At 66.5% G+C, this 14,395-nt stretch carries 15 protein-coding genes; 10 read left to right on the plus strand and 5 right to left on the minus strand.

The features are described 5' to 3' along the window. Positions 1-86 precede the first annotated feature (86 nt). The 4 genes from ACQY4Y_RS14700 to ACQY4Y_RS14715 are packed head-to-tail and all read left to right on the plus strand — an operon-like array spanning position 87 to position 3,305. A complete protein-coding gene (locus ACQY4Y_RS14700; RefSeq protein ID WP_428491350.1) occupies positions 87-467 on the plus strand; it encodes a hypothetical protein in 381 nt (126 codons plus the stop codon). Further along, the gene (locus ACQY4Y_RS14705; protein ID WP_428491351.1) at positions 464-1,117 is read left to right on the plus strand and encodes a VOC family protein; all 654 of its coding nucleotides are present in this window, start codon (positions 464-466) and stop codon (positions 1,115-1,117) included. Before ACQY4Y_RS14700 ends, ACQY4Y_RS14705 begins: the two co-directional genes overlap by 4 nt. Positions 1,118-1,127: 10 nt before the next feature. Continuing rightward, a complete protein-coding gene (locus ACQY4Y_RS14710; protein WP_428491352.1) occupies positions 1,128-2,045 on the plus strand; it encodes an LLM class flavin-dependent oxidoreductase in 918 nt (305 codons plus the stop codon). 60 nt (positions 2,046-2,105) lie between these two features. Further along, positions 2,106-3,305 carry an acyl-CoA dehydrogenase family protein gene (locus ACQY4Y_RS14715; protein ID WP_428491353.1) on the plus strand — a complete coding sequence of 400 codons (1,200 nt, stop codon included), beginning with the start codon at positions 2,106-2,108 and terminating at the stop codon, positions 3,303-3,305. 15 nt (positions 3,306-3,320) lie between these two features. On the opposite strand, the gene ACQY4Y_RS14720 is transcribed toward ACQY4Y_RS14715, so the two are convergent. Together ACQY4Y_RS14720 and ACQY4Y_RS14725 are read right to left on the minus strand one after the other, a co-directional pair. Further along, positions 3,321-3,743 carry a type II toxin-antitoxin system VapC family toxin gene (locus ACQY4Y_RS14720; RefSeq protein ID WP_428491354.1) on the minus strand — a complete coding sequence of 141 codons (423 nt, stop codon included), beginning with the start codon at positions 3,741-3,743 and terminating at the stop codon, positions 3,321-3,323. Continuing rightward, positions 3,740-3,988, minus strand: a complete 249-nt coding sequence (locus ACQY4Y_RS14725; protein WP_428491355.1) for a type II toxin-antitoxin system Phd/YefM family antitoxin — start codon at positions 3,986-3,988, stop codon at positions 3,740-3,742. The genes ACQY4Y_RS14720 and ACQY4Y_RS14725 overlap by 4 nt, the downstream gene beginning before the upstream one ends. Positions 3,989-4,155: 167 nt before the next feature. Here ACQY4Y_RS14725 and ACQY4Y_RS14730 point away from each other — a divergent pair, with 167 nt between their 5' ends. Together ACQY4Y_RS14730 and ACQY4Y_RS14735 are read left to right on the plus strand one after the other, a co-directional pair. Next, complete coding sequence (locus tag ACQY4Y_RS14730) at positions 4,156-5,022, plus strand: alpha/beta fold hydrolase (RefSeq protein WP_428491356.1); 867 nt, start codon at positions 4,156-4,158, stop codon at positions 5,020-5,022. 40 nt (positions 5,023-5,062) lie between these two features. Beyond that, a complete protein-coding gene (locus ACQY4Y_RS14735; RefSeq protein ID WP_428491357.1) occupies positions 5,063-7,675 on the plus strand; it encodes a CoA transferase in 2,613 nt (870 codons plus the stop codon). A gap of 39 nt (positions 7,676-7,714) precedes the next feature. Here the strand turns inward: ACQY4Y_RS14735 and ACQY4Y_RS14740 are convergent, their stop codons facing one another. Beyond that, a complete protein-coding gene (locus tag ACQY4Y_RS14740) occupies positions 7,715-8,917 on the minus strand; it encodes an EAL domain-containing protein (RefSeq protein ID WP_428491358.1) in 1,203 nt (400 codons plus the stop codon). A gap of 151 nt (positions 8,918-9,068) precedes the next feature. After that, positions 9,069-9,848, minus strand: coding sequence for an enoyl-CoA hydratase (locus ACQY4Y_RS14745; RefSeq protein ID WP_428491359.1), 780 nt, complete (start codon positions 9,846-9,848; stop codon positions 9,069-9,071). A 374-nt stretch (positions 9,849-10,222) separates the two neighbouring features. Here ACQY4Y_RS14745 and ACQY4Y_RS14750 point away from each other — a divergent pair, with 374 nt between their 5' ends. Further along, entirely contained in the window at positions 10,223-10,900 is a 678-nt protein-coding gene (locus ACQY4Y_RS14750; RefSeq protein ID WP_428491360.1) for an ABC transporter substrate-binding protein, read from the plus strand. Positions 10,901-10,903: 3 nt separating this feature from the next. Here the strand turns inward: ACQY4Y_RS14750 and mutM are convergent, their stop codons facing one another. Next, positions 10,904-11,803 carry a bifunctional DNA-formamidopyrimidine glycosylase/DNA-(apurinic or apyrimidinic site) lyase gene (mutM, locus tag ACQY4Y_RS14755; RefSeq protein ID WP_428493646.1) on the minus strand — a complete coding sequence of 300 codons (900 nt, stop codon included), beginning with the start codon at positions 11,801-11,803 and terminating at the stop codon, positions 10,904-10,906. Between the two features lie 28 nt (positions 11,804-11,831). On the opposite strand from mutM, the gene ACQY4Y_RS14760 reads away from it, so the two are divergent. The 3 genes from ACQY4Y_RS14760 to ACQY4Y_RS14770 are packed head-to-tail and all read left to right on the plus strand — an operon-like array spanning position 11,832 to position 14,387. Beyond that, on the plus strand, positions 11,832-12,581 hold the full coding sequence (locus ACQY4Y_RS14760) for a class I SAM-dependent methyltransferase (protein ID WP_428491361.1): 750 nt from the start codon (positions 11,832-11,834) through the stop codon (positions 12,579-12,581). 37 nt (positions 12,582-12,618) lie between these two features. Next, positions 12,619-13,863, plus strand: coding sequence for a bifunctional phosphopantothenoylcysteine decarboxylase/phosphopantothenate--cysteine ligase CoaBC (coaBC, locus tag ACQY4Y_RS14765; protein WP_428491362.1), 1,245 nt, complete (start codon positions 12,619-12,621; stop codon positions 13,861-13,863). A 29-nt stretch (positions 13,864-13,892) separates the two neighbouring features. Next, the gene (locus ACQY4Y_RS14770) at positions 13,893-14,387 is read left to right on the plus strand and encodes an N-acetyltransferase family protein (RefSeq protein ID WP_428491363.1); all 495 of its coding nucleotides are present in this window, start codon (positions 13,893-13,895) and stop codon (positions 14,385-14,387) included. The last annotated feature ends 8 nt before the right edge of the window (positions 14,388-14,395 follow it).

Raw genomic sequence — 14,395 nt, forward strand, 5'->3', positions numbered from 1 at the left:
TGCCAATTGGCGTTCCGTTCGGACGTTCTGTCGTGGTTTCCGGTCGATAATCGAGGAACAGCAAGAGCGACAGAGGAGTTGGGAGCATGACGCGCGTTCTTCTTATTGGCATCAAGCCAGAGGCCGTCGACGTCTCCGATCCTGACCTGCCGCCGGGGACCACGTCGGAGAAGATCGCAGCTGGGATTGATGCGACCCTGTCGGACATGAAGGCGCGCGGTTGGGAGGGAGGCTTCTGCTCGATCCTGACGGACGGCAGCGCCGAGGCGACGATTGCCGAGTCGCTGGCCGAGCCGTGGGACTGCATCGTTATCGGCGGCGGCATCCGCATACCATCAAAGGGCTTGCCGTTGTTCGAGCGGGTCGTCAACGCCATCCGCCGTGGCGCGGCGGGAACGCCGATCGCGTTCAATACCTCTCCAAACGATACCGCCGATGCGGCGGCGAGGTGGCTGGACGAGGCGTGATCGCCATCAGGTCGGGCGTCATGGAGGGCGAGTGTGATCTCGGCTATCATACGCTGCTTACGCCGATCGATCGTCGCCGAGCGAACAGCGTGATGACCCGCACGAACGATCCAACGCCCGCTCCGGCGATCTGGAATTCGAGGACGGACTGGCGGCAAACCACTCCTTATTACCGTTACGGATGGTCGGTGCCGGCCGTGATGAGGCGGCATAAGCGGACGGCAGCTTTCGGGAGTGGCCAACATCGGTCTAAAATGACGTCCACGGTGATGCAGCGAAGGGGGAAGGCGACGATGACGATCAGCTTCCAGCATGTTCACATCAAAACCCGTGACGTGGCGCGGACGGTGCAATATTACATCGAAAATTTCGGCGCCAGCAAGAAGGCGGAGATACCGGGCCGCGGGTGGCAGGTCGATCTGGCTGGCACTCAGCTGAATATCACCGGCATCATCAATGAACAGAAGCACGCGCAGCATCATGGCATCGAGCACATGGCGGTGGTGACCGACGATTACCCGGGGACGCTGGCGAAGCTGCGGGAGAACGGCGTGGCTGTGCTGGAGGAGTTGAAGGGGGATCGGGGCAATCGGGTTGCCTTCGTGGCGGCGACCGATGACTCGCAGATGGAAATCATCGAAAAACTTTAGGATCGCGGCGATGGCGTTGAAGGATCTGATCCCGTTTGGGATGTCGCTGCCGCATCGATCGCCGGAGCCGATCGGCATGGACGCGGTGCGAGCAGTGGCGGTGCGGGCCGAAGCGTTGGGGTTTCGCGATCTTTGGGTGACCGAGAATACGCTGGATCGGGTCACGTCGTTCGATCCCGTGGTGGTGCTGACCTATGCCGCGGCGGTGACGTCGCGGATCGGGTTGGGGGCGTCGGTGCTGGTGCTGCCGGTGCATGATCCGCGGATGGTGGCGCATCAGTGGGCGACACTGGATTACGTCAGCGATGGGCGCGCGTTGATGGGGGTTGGCATCGGCCAGCCGCGGCATCTGCAGGAGTTCCAGATCCCGGGTGAGGGAAGGGTTGGTCGGTTTCGTGAGCAGATCGAATTGATCCGTGCGCTGTGGAGCCAGGAGAAGACGACTCATCACGGGCGGTTCTACGATCTGGACGAGGCTGGGCTGGGAGTGCGGCCGGTGCAGCGGCGATTGCCGATCTGGATGGGTGTCGGCCACCCCGATGCGATCCGCCGGGCGGCGGTACTGGCGGACGGCTGGATGGGGGCGGGCGGGTCGAGTTCGGAGGATTTCCGCCGCGCGGTGCCGCTGTTGCGGGCGGCGCTGGAGCGGGCTGGTCGCGATCCGGGTGGGTTTCCGATTTCGAAACGGATTTTCATCGCGGTGGATGACAACCCCGATGTCGCGCGTGCCGATCTAGCGCGCTGGTATGGCGAGGTTTATCGCAATCCGGAGGGCACCGACACGTCGGGCATCCACGGCACGCCGCGCCAGGTGGCGGAGCAGTTGCAGGCGATGATCGACGCCGGGGCGAACCATCTGCTGCTCAACCCGGTGTGCCGGTATGTGGGGCAGCTCGAGGCATTGGCGGAGGTCGTTGGTCTGGCGTGAGTCCGTGTCTATACAGCGGTGCAGACCCGGTTAAGCTGATCCGTTTCAGGAGGGTTGGCCGTGGATTTCCGGATCACCGAGGCGCAAGAGCGGCTGCGCCGGCGTTGCCTTCAACTGGCGGCCGATTTCGCCACTCGATCGGCCGAGCACGACCGCGATGCGTCGCATCCGATCGAGAATTATGACCGGCTGCGTGATGAGGGTTTCCTGGCGCTGACGATCGAGTCATCGCTTGGCGGCTTGGGCTTCGATTTCCTGGGTCATACGCTGGCCTATGAGGCATTGGGGCAGGGCTGCCCGGCGACCGCGCTGGCGTTCAACATGCACGCCTCGGTGGTGATGCCGGTGCTGCGGAGCCCGGAGGTGACGCCAGCGGCAAAACGCTTCCTGGCCGATCTTGTTGTGCGGCAGGGCAAGATGATCGGCGGCAATTTTTCCGAACCGGGCACCACGTCGCTGATCGGGGCGCGTCCTTTGGCGGTGCGCGCGCGCAAGGTCGAGGGCGGCTGGCGCGTCAGCGGGCGGAAGATGTTTGCCTCGATGCTGGAGGCGGCTGACTACGTGCTGGTGATGGCCTATCCCGAGGATGCCACCGGACCGATGGCCGGGATACTGCTGCTGGTGCCGCAGGATGCGCCGGGGCGCCGGGTCAATCCGAACTGGGACACGCTGGGGATGCGGGCGACCCGCAGCGATCAGTTGGTGCTGGAGGATTGCCCGGTCGCGGACAGTGCGGTGATGTATCAATCGGACGATACGAGAGCGTTTCGGTTGGCTTATCTGAATTGGTTCTGGGGGTCCTATACCGCGGTCTACCTGGGGCTGGCGGTGGCGGCCTACGATGAGATCAGGCGCGTGGTGTCCGATCGCCGGCCGGCGGGCTATGCGCAACCCTTGGCCTACCATCCCGACGTCCGCCGCCATGTCGCCGAAATGAGCGCGGCGTTGGAGGCGGCGCGGCTGGTCACCTACCGGTCCGCCTGGCTGAGCGATACCGACGGCCCGACGCCTGAGACGACCGCCGCTCTGTATCGGGCGAAGTATCTGGTCGGGGATGCGGTGAGCAGGATCACCCGGACCGCGCTGACGCTGGGCGGGGCGCACGGAATCTTCAAGGGGTCGCGGCTGGAGCAGCTGTTTCGCGATGGCGCGGTGGCGGAAATTCAGCCGCCGCCGGCGGATTTCTGTCTGTGGAACGTGGGGATTCACGAACTTGGGCTTGACCCCGCGGACTTGCTGCCTCCGTTGCGGGAAGCTTAGTGCGCTGCCGCTAGTTTAGGCCGCGGCGACCTCGATCGCGAGCATTCGTGCCGAAGCCGCCATTTTGTCGTCGAACGTCATCAGCGATGCCCCAAGGCGCTGCGTGATCGCCATGTTGATCGCGTCCGGCGCCCTGAGTGTCAGATCCAAGCGGCGAAGAAACGTTTCCGCGCCTTTAATGTCTACGGCTGAGGTTTCGATTCGCTCAAAGCCACGCGAGGTCAGACTGTCCAACGTGGCAAACGATTTGCGCGCGGCGGCCACCGTCATTTCGCCCCTGCGAACCCTGCGAGCAATGGCTGAGGCGACCTCGGCGGACGCGAAGTCGCTGATGATTAAATTCGGGGTCGTGTCGTTGATATGGCGGAATGCGCGTGCGGTCAGCGGATCGGTCGTCAGCATCGCGACGAGGACGCTGGCATCGAGATACAGCTTCACCGCTCGTCTTCATCGCGCATCCGGGTCAACAGCGTCCCGGCGTCGTGCTTCGGAGACGCGTCGGCAACCTGCGCCCTGAGCCAATCGAGATCCTCGCGGGTAACCGGACGGGATACTGGCTGAAGCGGCTTCAGTTCCACGACCGGATGACCGTGGCGGGTGATGACCACTGACTCGCCCGCCAGGGAGCGGTTGATCAGATCGGAGAGGCGGTTTTTCGCTTCGGCAACACTGTGCTGGGTCATTGATCCAGATTATGGCTATTGGATAGCCAATTGTCGAGCGGTGACCGTCGGCTGATCCGGCAACGGGCGTTCAACACGTACCGGGACTTGGCACGTGCCGGGATTTGGCGCCGGACTTGCCCTGTCGGTAAACTGCGCGGCGACGCGACGCGAAGGATCCGCCCGGAATGAACGACCAGTTGAGCGAAGACCCGCAACTTATCCTGGACTGCATCCAGAGCCAGGCCAGCCGGCACGAAACACCGTGCGGGGACGGCAAGATGGTCTGGCATCTGTGGGATCGGTCGGGCGGTACCGCTCCGGTCGTGGCGCTGTTCCACGGTGGGGCTGGGTCGTGGCGCCATTGGGTCCGCACCATTCCAGCGCTGCTTCCGACCTATCGGGTGCTGGTGCCGGATCTTCCGGGCCTGGGCGAATCCGACTTCCCGCCCGACGGCGAGGATGCGTTTGCGATCGCCGGGATCGTTGCCGATGGCATCGATGCCATCGTTGGTGCCGGCACAAGCTTCGAGGTGGTCGGGTTTTCCTTCGGCGGCACGATGGCGGCCTGTGTCGGCGCGCTGCGTGGCGAGCGGGTGCGGTCGGTCACCATCATCGGGTCGTCGGGGGTGGGCGCCCTGGGATCCTCGGTCAAACTGGAGAAGGTGCGTCATCTACAGGGCCAGACGCGGCATGACACCCATCGTACAAACCTGGGTCGGTTGATGATCGCGGACCCGGCGAAGATCGACGAACTGGCGATCCTGATCCAGGATTGGAACACGGTGCGGTCGCGGCTGCGGACTCCGGCGATCTCGCGCAGCGGGGCGATCATGGCGGCGATCGATCGCCTGGTGTGCCCGCTGAACGGCATGTGGGGCGAGTTCGATGCGCCGGCCAACCCGAAGGGTCCGGAACGAGTGGCGACGCTGCGGGCGCACTGCCCGGACGCCGACATCCGGCTGATCCCGAAGACCGGCCATTGGGCGGCGTACGAATCGGCCGAGACGGTGAACGCGTTTCTGCTGGAGATGCTGGCGCGTACTCGGCCCTGAAGTGGGCGCCGAGTGGGGACGCCGGCGGGAGAAAAAAACGATGACAGAACGATCTGACGGCGGCCGGTTCACCGGGCCGGGTGAAATGATGGGCAATGCCGGACCCGGCATGCTGGCCGGGCTGCGGGTGATCGAGATCGCCGATGAGCGCGCCGAGTATACCGGCCTGCTGCTCGCGGGACTGGGCTGCGAGGTGATCAAGATCGAGCCGCCGGAGGGCAACGCGACGCGGCGGATCGGACCGTTCCTGGACGACCAACCGGGTCCGGAACGGTCCTTGTTCTTCTGGAATTACAACCGCAACAAGAAGTCGGTGGTCATCGACGTGCAGGCGCGGCCGGACGATCTGTTGCGGCTGTTGGAGGGGGCCGACATCTTGCTGGATTCGTCCTGCGGTGCGGTCAACGCGGCCTTGAAGCTCGACCGAGCGGCGTTGAATGCGCGGTTTCCGGGGTTGATAACGGCGCGAATGACGCCGTTCGGGGATGACGGCCCGTGGGCCGACTTCAAGGCGTCTGACCTGATCCACTTGGCGCTGGGCGGGGTGATGATGAATTGCGGCTACGACCCCGATCCGAGGCTGGAATATGATACGCCGCCGATCGCGCCGCAGGTCTGGCACGCCTACCACATCGCCGGGGAGCAACTGGCCACCGGCGTGATCGCTGCGCTGATCTCCAGGCAGCGCGACGGGCAGGGCCAGGACGTATCTGTCGCGGTGCACGAGGCGGTATCGAAGAATCCCGAGCTGGACATCATGCATTGGGTGATGCGGCGGGTGCCGCTGTGGCGTCTGACGTGCCGGCACGCGCTGGAGACGCCGAACCATTCGCCCAGCATCATGCACACCAAGGATGGCCGCTGGTATATCTCGCATGGCATGGGCGCGCGCGACCTGAAGGCGCTGGTGCCGTTACTGTCCAACTACGGCATGCAGGCCGATCTGCAACCGCCGCCGCCGGATGCCGATCTGAAGGCCAGGGCGGTGCCGGGTTCGACCGCCAGCGACGAGACGCGGGCGCACATGATCGACGTCGTGCAGCGTTTCGCGCGTGCCTGGACCTATCAGGACATGCCGTGGCTGGAGGCGCAGGAGGCTGGGTTGCTGTGGGCTCCGATTCGCAAGCCGCATGAGAACGCGCTGGACCCGCATTGGATCGCGCGCGGATCGTTTGCCGATGTCGAGCATCCCGAACACGGGCGGTCGTTCCGCTATCCCACCAGCAAGTGGTTGGCGACGAGGACCAGTTGGCAGGTCGGGCGGCGGGCGCCGCTGTTGGGTGAGGACACCAATGCGATGATGGCGGAGCGGGGGCGTGCGCCGGCGGTTCCGGCGCGGCCGCGCGGTGATGCGGGCGCGGTGAAGTCGGCGCTGCACGGCAAGCCGTTTGCCTTGCAGGGGGTGAAGATCCTGGATTTCGCGTGGTTCCTGGCCTCGGCGGGGGGGACGCGTTTCCTCGCCGCGATGGGGGCCGAGAGCTACAAGGTGGAGTGGAAGGACAATCCCGACACCAGGCTGGCGGCGATGGCCCCGGTTGGTGGGCGGGCGGCGCGGGACGCCGCGACCGGACCGCTGCCGGGGGTGAAGGACCCCGACATGGGCGGCCAGTTCAATAACAAGAACGCTGGCAAGCGGGGCATTTCGCTGAACATCCGCCACCCGAAGGGGCTGGCGATCGCGCGCGACCTGGTGCGGGTCTGCGACATCGTTGCCGAGGGGTTTTCGCCCGGCGTGCTGGCCCGGCTTGGCCTTGGCTACGACGAGATGCGGAAGATCCGCCCCGACATCATCTATATCCAGCAGGCCGGGATGGGCGCGCACGGCACCTATGGGCGGATGCGCACGGTGGGTCCGGTTGCCGCGGCGTTCGGCGGCCAGGCGGATATGTCGGGTTTGCCGGAGCCGGCGATGCCGGTCGGGTGGGGTTACTCCTACCTCGACTGGATGGGTGCCTATGGCTATGCGCTGGCGTTGCTGGGGGCGCTGTATCACCGTGAGCGCACCGGCGAGGGGCAGTGGATCGACGCATCGCAGTGCGAATCGGGGCTGTTCCTGACCGGCACCTCGATTCTGGACTGGTCGGCGAATGGCCGGGCTTGGAGTCGGTATGGCAACCGCTCGCCATACAAGCCGGCCGCGCCGCATGGTGCGTTCCGTTGCATGGGCAACGACCGCTGGGTGGCGATCGCCTGCTTCAGCGAACAGGAATGGCGGGCGCTGGCCGGGGTGGCCGGTCATCCCGAGTGGCTGGAGGACCCGCGGTTCGCCACTCTGGCCGATCGGATGGTTCAGCAGGACGCGCTGGAGGTCGCGGTCGGCGGTTGGACCGCGACTCGGGGTGCCGAACAGGTGATGATGGCACTGCAGGCTGCGTCGGTTCCCGCCGGGGTTTGCCAGACCGCGGAGGACCGTTGCGATAACGATCCACAACTACGACATCTGCAATGGCTGACCGACGTGACCGGCAGCAAGATTGGCACCTGGCCGGTATATGAGTTGCCGATGAAACTATCTCGTACGCCGGCCTATATCGGCGGTCCGATCGATCGCGGCGCGCCCGGCTATGGGGAGGACAACGCCTGGGTGCTGAGCGAGCTTCTGGGGATGAGCGGTTCGGACGTTCAGCGGCTGGCGGAAGAGGGGGTTATCTGACAGGTCGGGGGTCAGTCGGCCTGGCGATCCCAGCGTGGGTCATATGATCGATTCGGACTGTCCGAGCCAGGCATCCCACCAGATCGGGACCGCGGCCAGGGGAAGCGGACGGGAGGCCAGAAAGCCTTGGACTTCGTCGGCGCCGAGGGCGCATATCCGCTGCCAGATCGATTCGGTCTCGACGCCTTCGGCGACCACGGTCAGGCCGTGTGCCTTGGCCTGGGCGATTGTGGTTGCCAGGAAGTCGTGGACGGCCGGGTGGTCGGCCTGCTGGACCATTTCCTTGTCGAGCTTCAGGCTGGTGAAGGGGAGATCCAGCAGTGGCGCCAAGCGCGGCACGGCCGGGCCGACGTCGTCGATCGCGGCGTGGTAACCGAGGCGGCGCAGCCGGTCCAGCGAGCGGCCCAGCCTGGCGAAGTCATCGACCGGGCGGCTTTCTGTCAGTTCGATGACAATACGCTCAGCCGGCAGGCGGGTGGCGATGCGCTGGGCCTCCAGCAGGTCGAGGGCGGCGGGCTGCAGCAGCACGTCGAGCGGGAAATTCACCGACATGCGCGGGCGGTGCCGGGCCAGGAACGGCCCGGCGAGGTCGGCGAAGGCGCGCGCCGATACCAGGCTGGTGAGTTCGGCGGCGAGGCCGGCGTGCTCGATCTGGGGCACGAAGCGATCGGGGGAGAGGGTGCCGCGTTGCGGGTGGTTGAGGCGGGCGAGGGCTTCGAGCCCGACCGGGTTGCGGTCGGCCGCGCGGACGATCGGCTGGTATCGGTTCTCGATCATCGCGCCTTGCAGGGCGGTGGTGAGTTCGGTCACGCCCATGGCGGGTCCGGCGCGGCAAGGGGACGCTGCCATCAACGCCGCCTGCACCGAGCTGGACGTGGCGGTCGGAACGGATCGGATGCACGGATATCGGGAGTCGGGCGATCCGAGCACGAGCATATCGGTGTCGGGGGCGGCGACTTCGGTGACGAGGCCGGCGAGTTCGTCGAGCAGTCCCTCGGCATCGTTGCGATCGACCAGGAGGTGGGAATAGTGCGAGCTGGTTCCGGCAAGCCGGGCGAGGGCATTGCGGGCGTCGCAGGTCAGGACTTCCCCGCCGCCCAATGCGATGGAGGCGCCGCGCACCGCGGTGAACCATTCGCGGCTGCGGCTGACCAGCAGCAGGTTGATTATCGACGTGCCCGGATCGCGGCGCCAACTGGGTCTGCCAGATGGATCGGTTGGTGCGGGCAGGCTTTTGTCCATGCCCAGTCCGTTACACGACATCGAAGAATTCAGCGAGAGAAATCCCGGTAATTAGACGTTAATAGCTCGTCAATCACCGCAAGGTGTTAGAGCGTCCTCCTCGGAGCGCCTGCGGTGGTGCGAGCAGTGGGAGTTTGCAACCGAGCACAGGTCAATCGAGGTGGAAGTTCGGCTTGCGCTTGTCAACGAAGGCGGCCATGCCTTCTTTCTGGTCGGGCGTGCCGAAAAGCGAAAGGAACAGCGCTCTTTCGTGGCGGACGCCCTCGATCAGGGTCGATTCGAAGGCGCGGTTGACGGCCTGTTTGGCGAACTGCACCGCAACCGGCGATAGACTGGCGATTCGGTCGGCGATTTTCACGACCTCGGGTAGCAGTTGGTCCGCCGGGAACACGCGTGACACGAGGTTCGCGCGCTCGGCCTCGGCGGCGTCCATCATGCGCGCGGTCAACACCATGTCCATCGCCTTCGACTTGCCGGCGGCGCGGGTCAGCCGCTGGGTGCCCCCGGCGCCGGGGATGACGCCGAGGTTGATTTCCGGCTGGCCGAATTTGGCGGTGTCGGCGGCGAAGATCATGTCGCACATCATCGCCAGTTCGCAGCCGCCGCCGAGGGCGAATCCGGCGACCGCGGCGATCACCGGCTTCTTGATGCGCAGCACGGTTTCCCAGGCGGCGCCGATGAAATCCTCAACCATGGCCGCGGGGTTGGTGCGCTCACGCATTTCCTTTATGTCGGCGCCGGCGGCAAAGGCGCGGTCGTTGCCGGTGATGACGATGGCGCCGATCGCCTTGTCGGCGTCGAAAGCGAGCAGTTGCTGGCCCATTTCGCGCACCAGGGCGTCGCACAGCGCGTTCAGCGCGGCGGGACGGTGCAGGCGGATCAGGCCGACGCGGCCCTGGGTTTCGACGATGATGTTCTCGTGGCTGGTCATGCGCGGTGCTCCCGGAGGTGGCGGATCGGTGGTTGGTCGGGGACGTTCGAGGCGATTTCGCGTCCCTATAGCAGAGCGTGGCGGTGCGCACAGGCGGGGTGGTGCTGGGCGGCGATGGCCTGGGACGCTGGCAGCGAGGGCCGGGCGGGGGCGGGTTTGACTTCCGCTTCGGCGGCATAACTGCGATGCCGCGATCCCCGGTAATTATTCGGACCTCGGAGCTCCATCTCAACGGTCCAGCCCGGTGATGCGTCCACGGGGCGGCCCGCAGTGCCGTCGTGGAGGCGGCATGTGGGCACAATCATCGCGATCACGGTGGGACGATCAGAGCGCGGGTGTCGGACCGGTGATCTTGAGCAAATAGGAACCTTGCCATGTTTAGCCTTGCGAAAACCAATGCCGCGGCGGTGCTGGGCCGGCGCGAGGTGCTGGGGATACTGACAGTCGCCGCGCTGCCGCTGGCGGCGCTAACCGTGGCGCGGCCAGCGGCGGCGGATAGCTCGCAGGCAGACGCGATCGCCACGGTCAGGCAATTCAATGCAGCGTTGCTGAGCACGATGAAGGCCAGCGCTCGAGCGGATTTCGGGCAACGCTTCCAGGCCCTGAAACCGGCGGTGGATCGGGCGTTCGACCTGCCGGCGGTGCTGGCGGTATCGGTGGGTCCGTCCTGGGCCAGCCTGCCGTCGGCGCAACGCGACAGCCTGCTGGATGCGTTTCGTCGCTACACAGTGGCCAGTTATGTTTCGAATTTCGACCACTACTCGGGCCAGAGCTTCAACGTGCTGCCGCAAACGCGCGAAGTCGGTGCCGGCAGGCTGGTGGTGCAGAGCAGGATCCAACCGGTGAGCGGCGATGCGACCGAGCTGGATTATGTGATGCAGCAGACGGGATCGGGCTGGAAGATTGTGGACGTGCTGGCGGCGGGCACGATCAGCCGGGTGGCGGTGCAGCGGTCGGACTTCCGCCACCTGTTATCGAGCGGCGGCGGCGGCGCTTTGCTGGCGAGCCTGCAGCGCAAGACCTCGGACCTTTCGGGTGGCGCGGTGGTGTAGGACTTATCGCTGGGTCCTGGGGCAATAGAAGGTGCTGCGGCCGGACTGGACGATGCGTCTGACACCCGGGCAGAACGGATCGGCCGGGCCGCCGCGTGAGGCGATGCCGGGGCAGCCGGGGCAAGGTTCGCCTTCGCGGCCGTAGACCCTGAAGGTGTGCTGAAAGTAGCCGAGTTCGCCGTTAGTCTGGACGTAGTCGCGCAGCGACGATCCGCCGGCGGTGATCGCCTCGGTCAGGGTCTGCTTGATGGCTGGGACCAAGCGTTGGGTGCGAGCGCCGGGCACGGTGTGGGCCAGGCGCTGGGGCGAGATGGCGGCGCGGAACAGGGCCTCGCAGACGTAGATGTTGCCGAGGCCGGCGACGATCTTCTGGTCGAGCAATGCGGCCTTGATCGGTGTCTTCTTGCCGGACAGGGCGGTGGCGAGCACCGCGGGCGAAAAGGTTTCGTCCAGCGGTTCGGGTCCCAGCCCCGCCAGCAGGCGATGGCGGTCCTCGCGCTCGGTTTCCACCAGGTCGACGGAGCCGAAGCGGCGCGGATCGACGAAGCCGACGCGCCAGCCGTCGTCGGTTTCCAGTTCGAGATGTTCGTGCAGGGTGATGGCGTTGCGTCCCTCGGGGCCTCCCCCAGGGCGCCCCCCTGGGTGCCCGACCGGTTCCAGAAGCATGCGGCCCGACATGCCGAGATGCAGCAGCACCGACCAGCCGTTATCCAACCGCATCAGGATGTATTTGGCCCGGCGGCGGAAGCTGGTGACGCGGGCGCCTGTCAGCGTGGCGGCGAGGCCGGGGGGCAGCGGCCAGCGCATGTCGGGACGGCGGGCGACGGCGCGCAGCAGCATGCGCCCTTGCAGGCGCTGGCGCAGGCCTCGCATCACGGTCTCGACTTCGGGGAGTTCCGGCATGGGTGGTTCCAGGATATACACCTCGGCCATGAGCGACCATCCCGCAGGCAGCGTCGATTTCGGGTTCCGACAGGTGGAGCGTGGGGAAAAGGCGGCGCTGGTGCGTGGCGTGTTCGACAGTGTGGCGGCACGCTACGACCTGATGAACGATCTGATGTCGCTGGGCGTCCATCGGGTCTGGAAGCAGATCTTCATCAGCGATCTGCAGCCGAATGCGGGGCACATGCTGCTGGATCTCGCGGGCGGGACCGGTGATATCAGCTTCGGCTGGCTGCGGCGTGGTGGCGGGCCGGTGCTGCTGAGCGATATCAACCAGGCCATGCTGTCTGTCGGGCGCGACCGCGCGCTGGAACGGGGCTTTGGCGGCGAGGTCAGCCTGCTGGCGGCGGATGCCGAGACGCTGCCGCTGCCGGATCGCTGCGTGGATCGGGTGTCGATCGCGTTCGGTCTGCGCAACTGCACCGACAAGGCAGCGGTGCTGCGCGAGGCTCGGCGGGTGCTGAGGCCTGGGGGGCGGTTTCTCTGCCTGGAGTTTTCCCGCCTGCGGGTTTACGCGCTGGGTCCGGTCTATGACGCCTGGTCGTTCGGGGTGCTGCCTCGGCTGGGGCGGATGGTGGCGGGGGACGCCGAGAGCTACCGTTATCTGGCCGAGAGCATTCGCACCTTTCCAGGCCAGCAGGAACTGGCGGCGATGATGCAGGATGCCGGGCTTGGCCGGGTCAAGGTGCGCAACCTGTCGGGCGGAATCGCGGCGATCCATTCGGGATGGCGGCTGTGACCTGGCGGTCGCGGGTTGCTGGGTCGGGTGGGTCGCGATGGCCGTTGAGGAGATGACTGGCGAGAGGACGACCGGCAAGACGGTGCTGCTGATCATCTCGGGCGGCATCGCGGCCTACAAGGCGCTGGAGTTGATCCGCCTGCTGCGTCGAGCCGGCTTTGGGGTCAGTTGCGTGCTGACCGACAATGGCGGGCGGTTCGTGACGCCGCTGTCGCTGCAGGCGCTGAGTGAATCCAAGGTGTATGCCGACCTGTTCTCTCTGACCGACGAGTCGGAGATGGGGCACATCGAACTGTCGCGCGCGGCCGACCTTCTGGTGGTGGCGCCGGCGACCGCCAACATCCTGGCGAAGATGGCGGCCGGCGTGGCCGACGACCTGGCCTCCACGGTGTTGCTGGCGACCGACAAGCCGGTGCTGGTGGCGCCGGCGATGAACGTGCGCATGTGGCTGCACCCGGCGACGAGGGCGAACATGGCGACGCTGGCGGGGCGCGGTGTGCATGTCGTGCAGCCCAATGAGGGGCCGATGGCGTGCAACGAATTCGGTCCTGGCCGGCTGGCGGAGCCGCCCGAGATCCTGGTCGCGATCGAGTTATTGCTGGCGGGCCAGACGATCGGTGTGGCGTCGGCGCCGCTGGCGGGTCGGCACGCGCTGGTGACCAGCGGCCCGACGCATGAGCCGATCGACCCGGTACGCTACATCGCCAATCGTTCGTCCGGTCGGCAGGGCCACGCCATCGCGGCGGCGCTGGCGCAACTGGGTGCGCGGGTGACACTGGTGTCGGGTCCGGTCAGCGTGGCTGACCCGGCCGGCGTCAGCGTCCTGCGTGTCGAGAGTGCGCGCGAGATGCTGGACGCCTGCAAGTCCGCGTTGCCCGCCGATATCGCGGTGTTCGCCGCCGCCGTCGCGGATTGGCGGGTGACCACAGCGGCTAGCGGCAAGATCAAGAAGCAGCCGGGCGCCGAGCCGCCGACGCTGGCGCTGGTGGCGAATCCGGACATCCTGGCCTCGATTGCCGCCGCCGGCCCGGAGCGTCCCAGACTGGTGGTCGGCTTCGCGGCCGAAACCGATGACCTGATGGCCAACGCCCAGGCGAAGTTGGCCCGCAAGAACGCCGATTGGATCGTGGCCAACGATGTTTCGCCCGGCAGCGGGATCATGGGTGGCGCGGAGAACGCCGTGCATCTGGTTTCAGCCTCGGGCATCGAGACGTGGCCGCGCCTGCCGAAGGACGATGTGGCCCGGCGATTGGCTCGGCGCATTGCCGAGACGTTCGGCTGAGCGGGGAGCGGCCTTGGCTGATCCGTCGGTTGCGGCCGCAGGACCTGCCGCTGCTGCGGCCGTTGCGGCTGGAGGCGCTGCGTCGGCATCCCTCGGCGTTCGGTGTGGCGTTCGAGGAGGAGCAGGCCGACGATCCGGGTCGCCTGATCGGCGAGCCGCCGAGTGTCACGTTGGGCGGCTTTGGCGGCGGCGTGCTGGTCGGGTCGGCCAGCATGGTCGTTTCGCAGCGGGTGAAACAGCGGCATAAGGGTCACGTCGTGGCGTTTTACGTTGCTCCGGCGTGGCGGCGGGCGGGTTTGGCGCGGGCGCTGCTGGACGCGCTGGTCGAGCAGGCGCGGGCGCAGGGCCTGGTGCTGTTGACGCTATCGGTCACCCTCGGCAATGCGGCGGCTCGGGGCCTGTATAGCGGCGCCGGGTTCTCGGCGTATGGCGTGGAGCCTATGAGCCTGCGGGTCGGGGACGAGTTCGTGGATGCGGAACTGATGGCGCTTCGGCTGGATCGGGCGGCCGGCGGCACGCTCTGAACGGTGGG

The organism is Rhodopila sp., assembly GCF_965277165.1.
Taxonomy (GTDB): Bacteria; Pseudomonadota; Alphaproteobacteria; order Acetobacterales; family Acetobacteraceae; genus Rhodopila.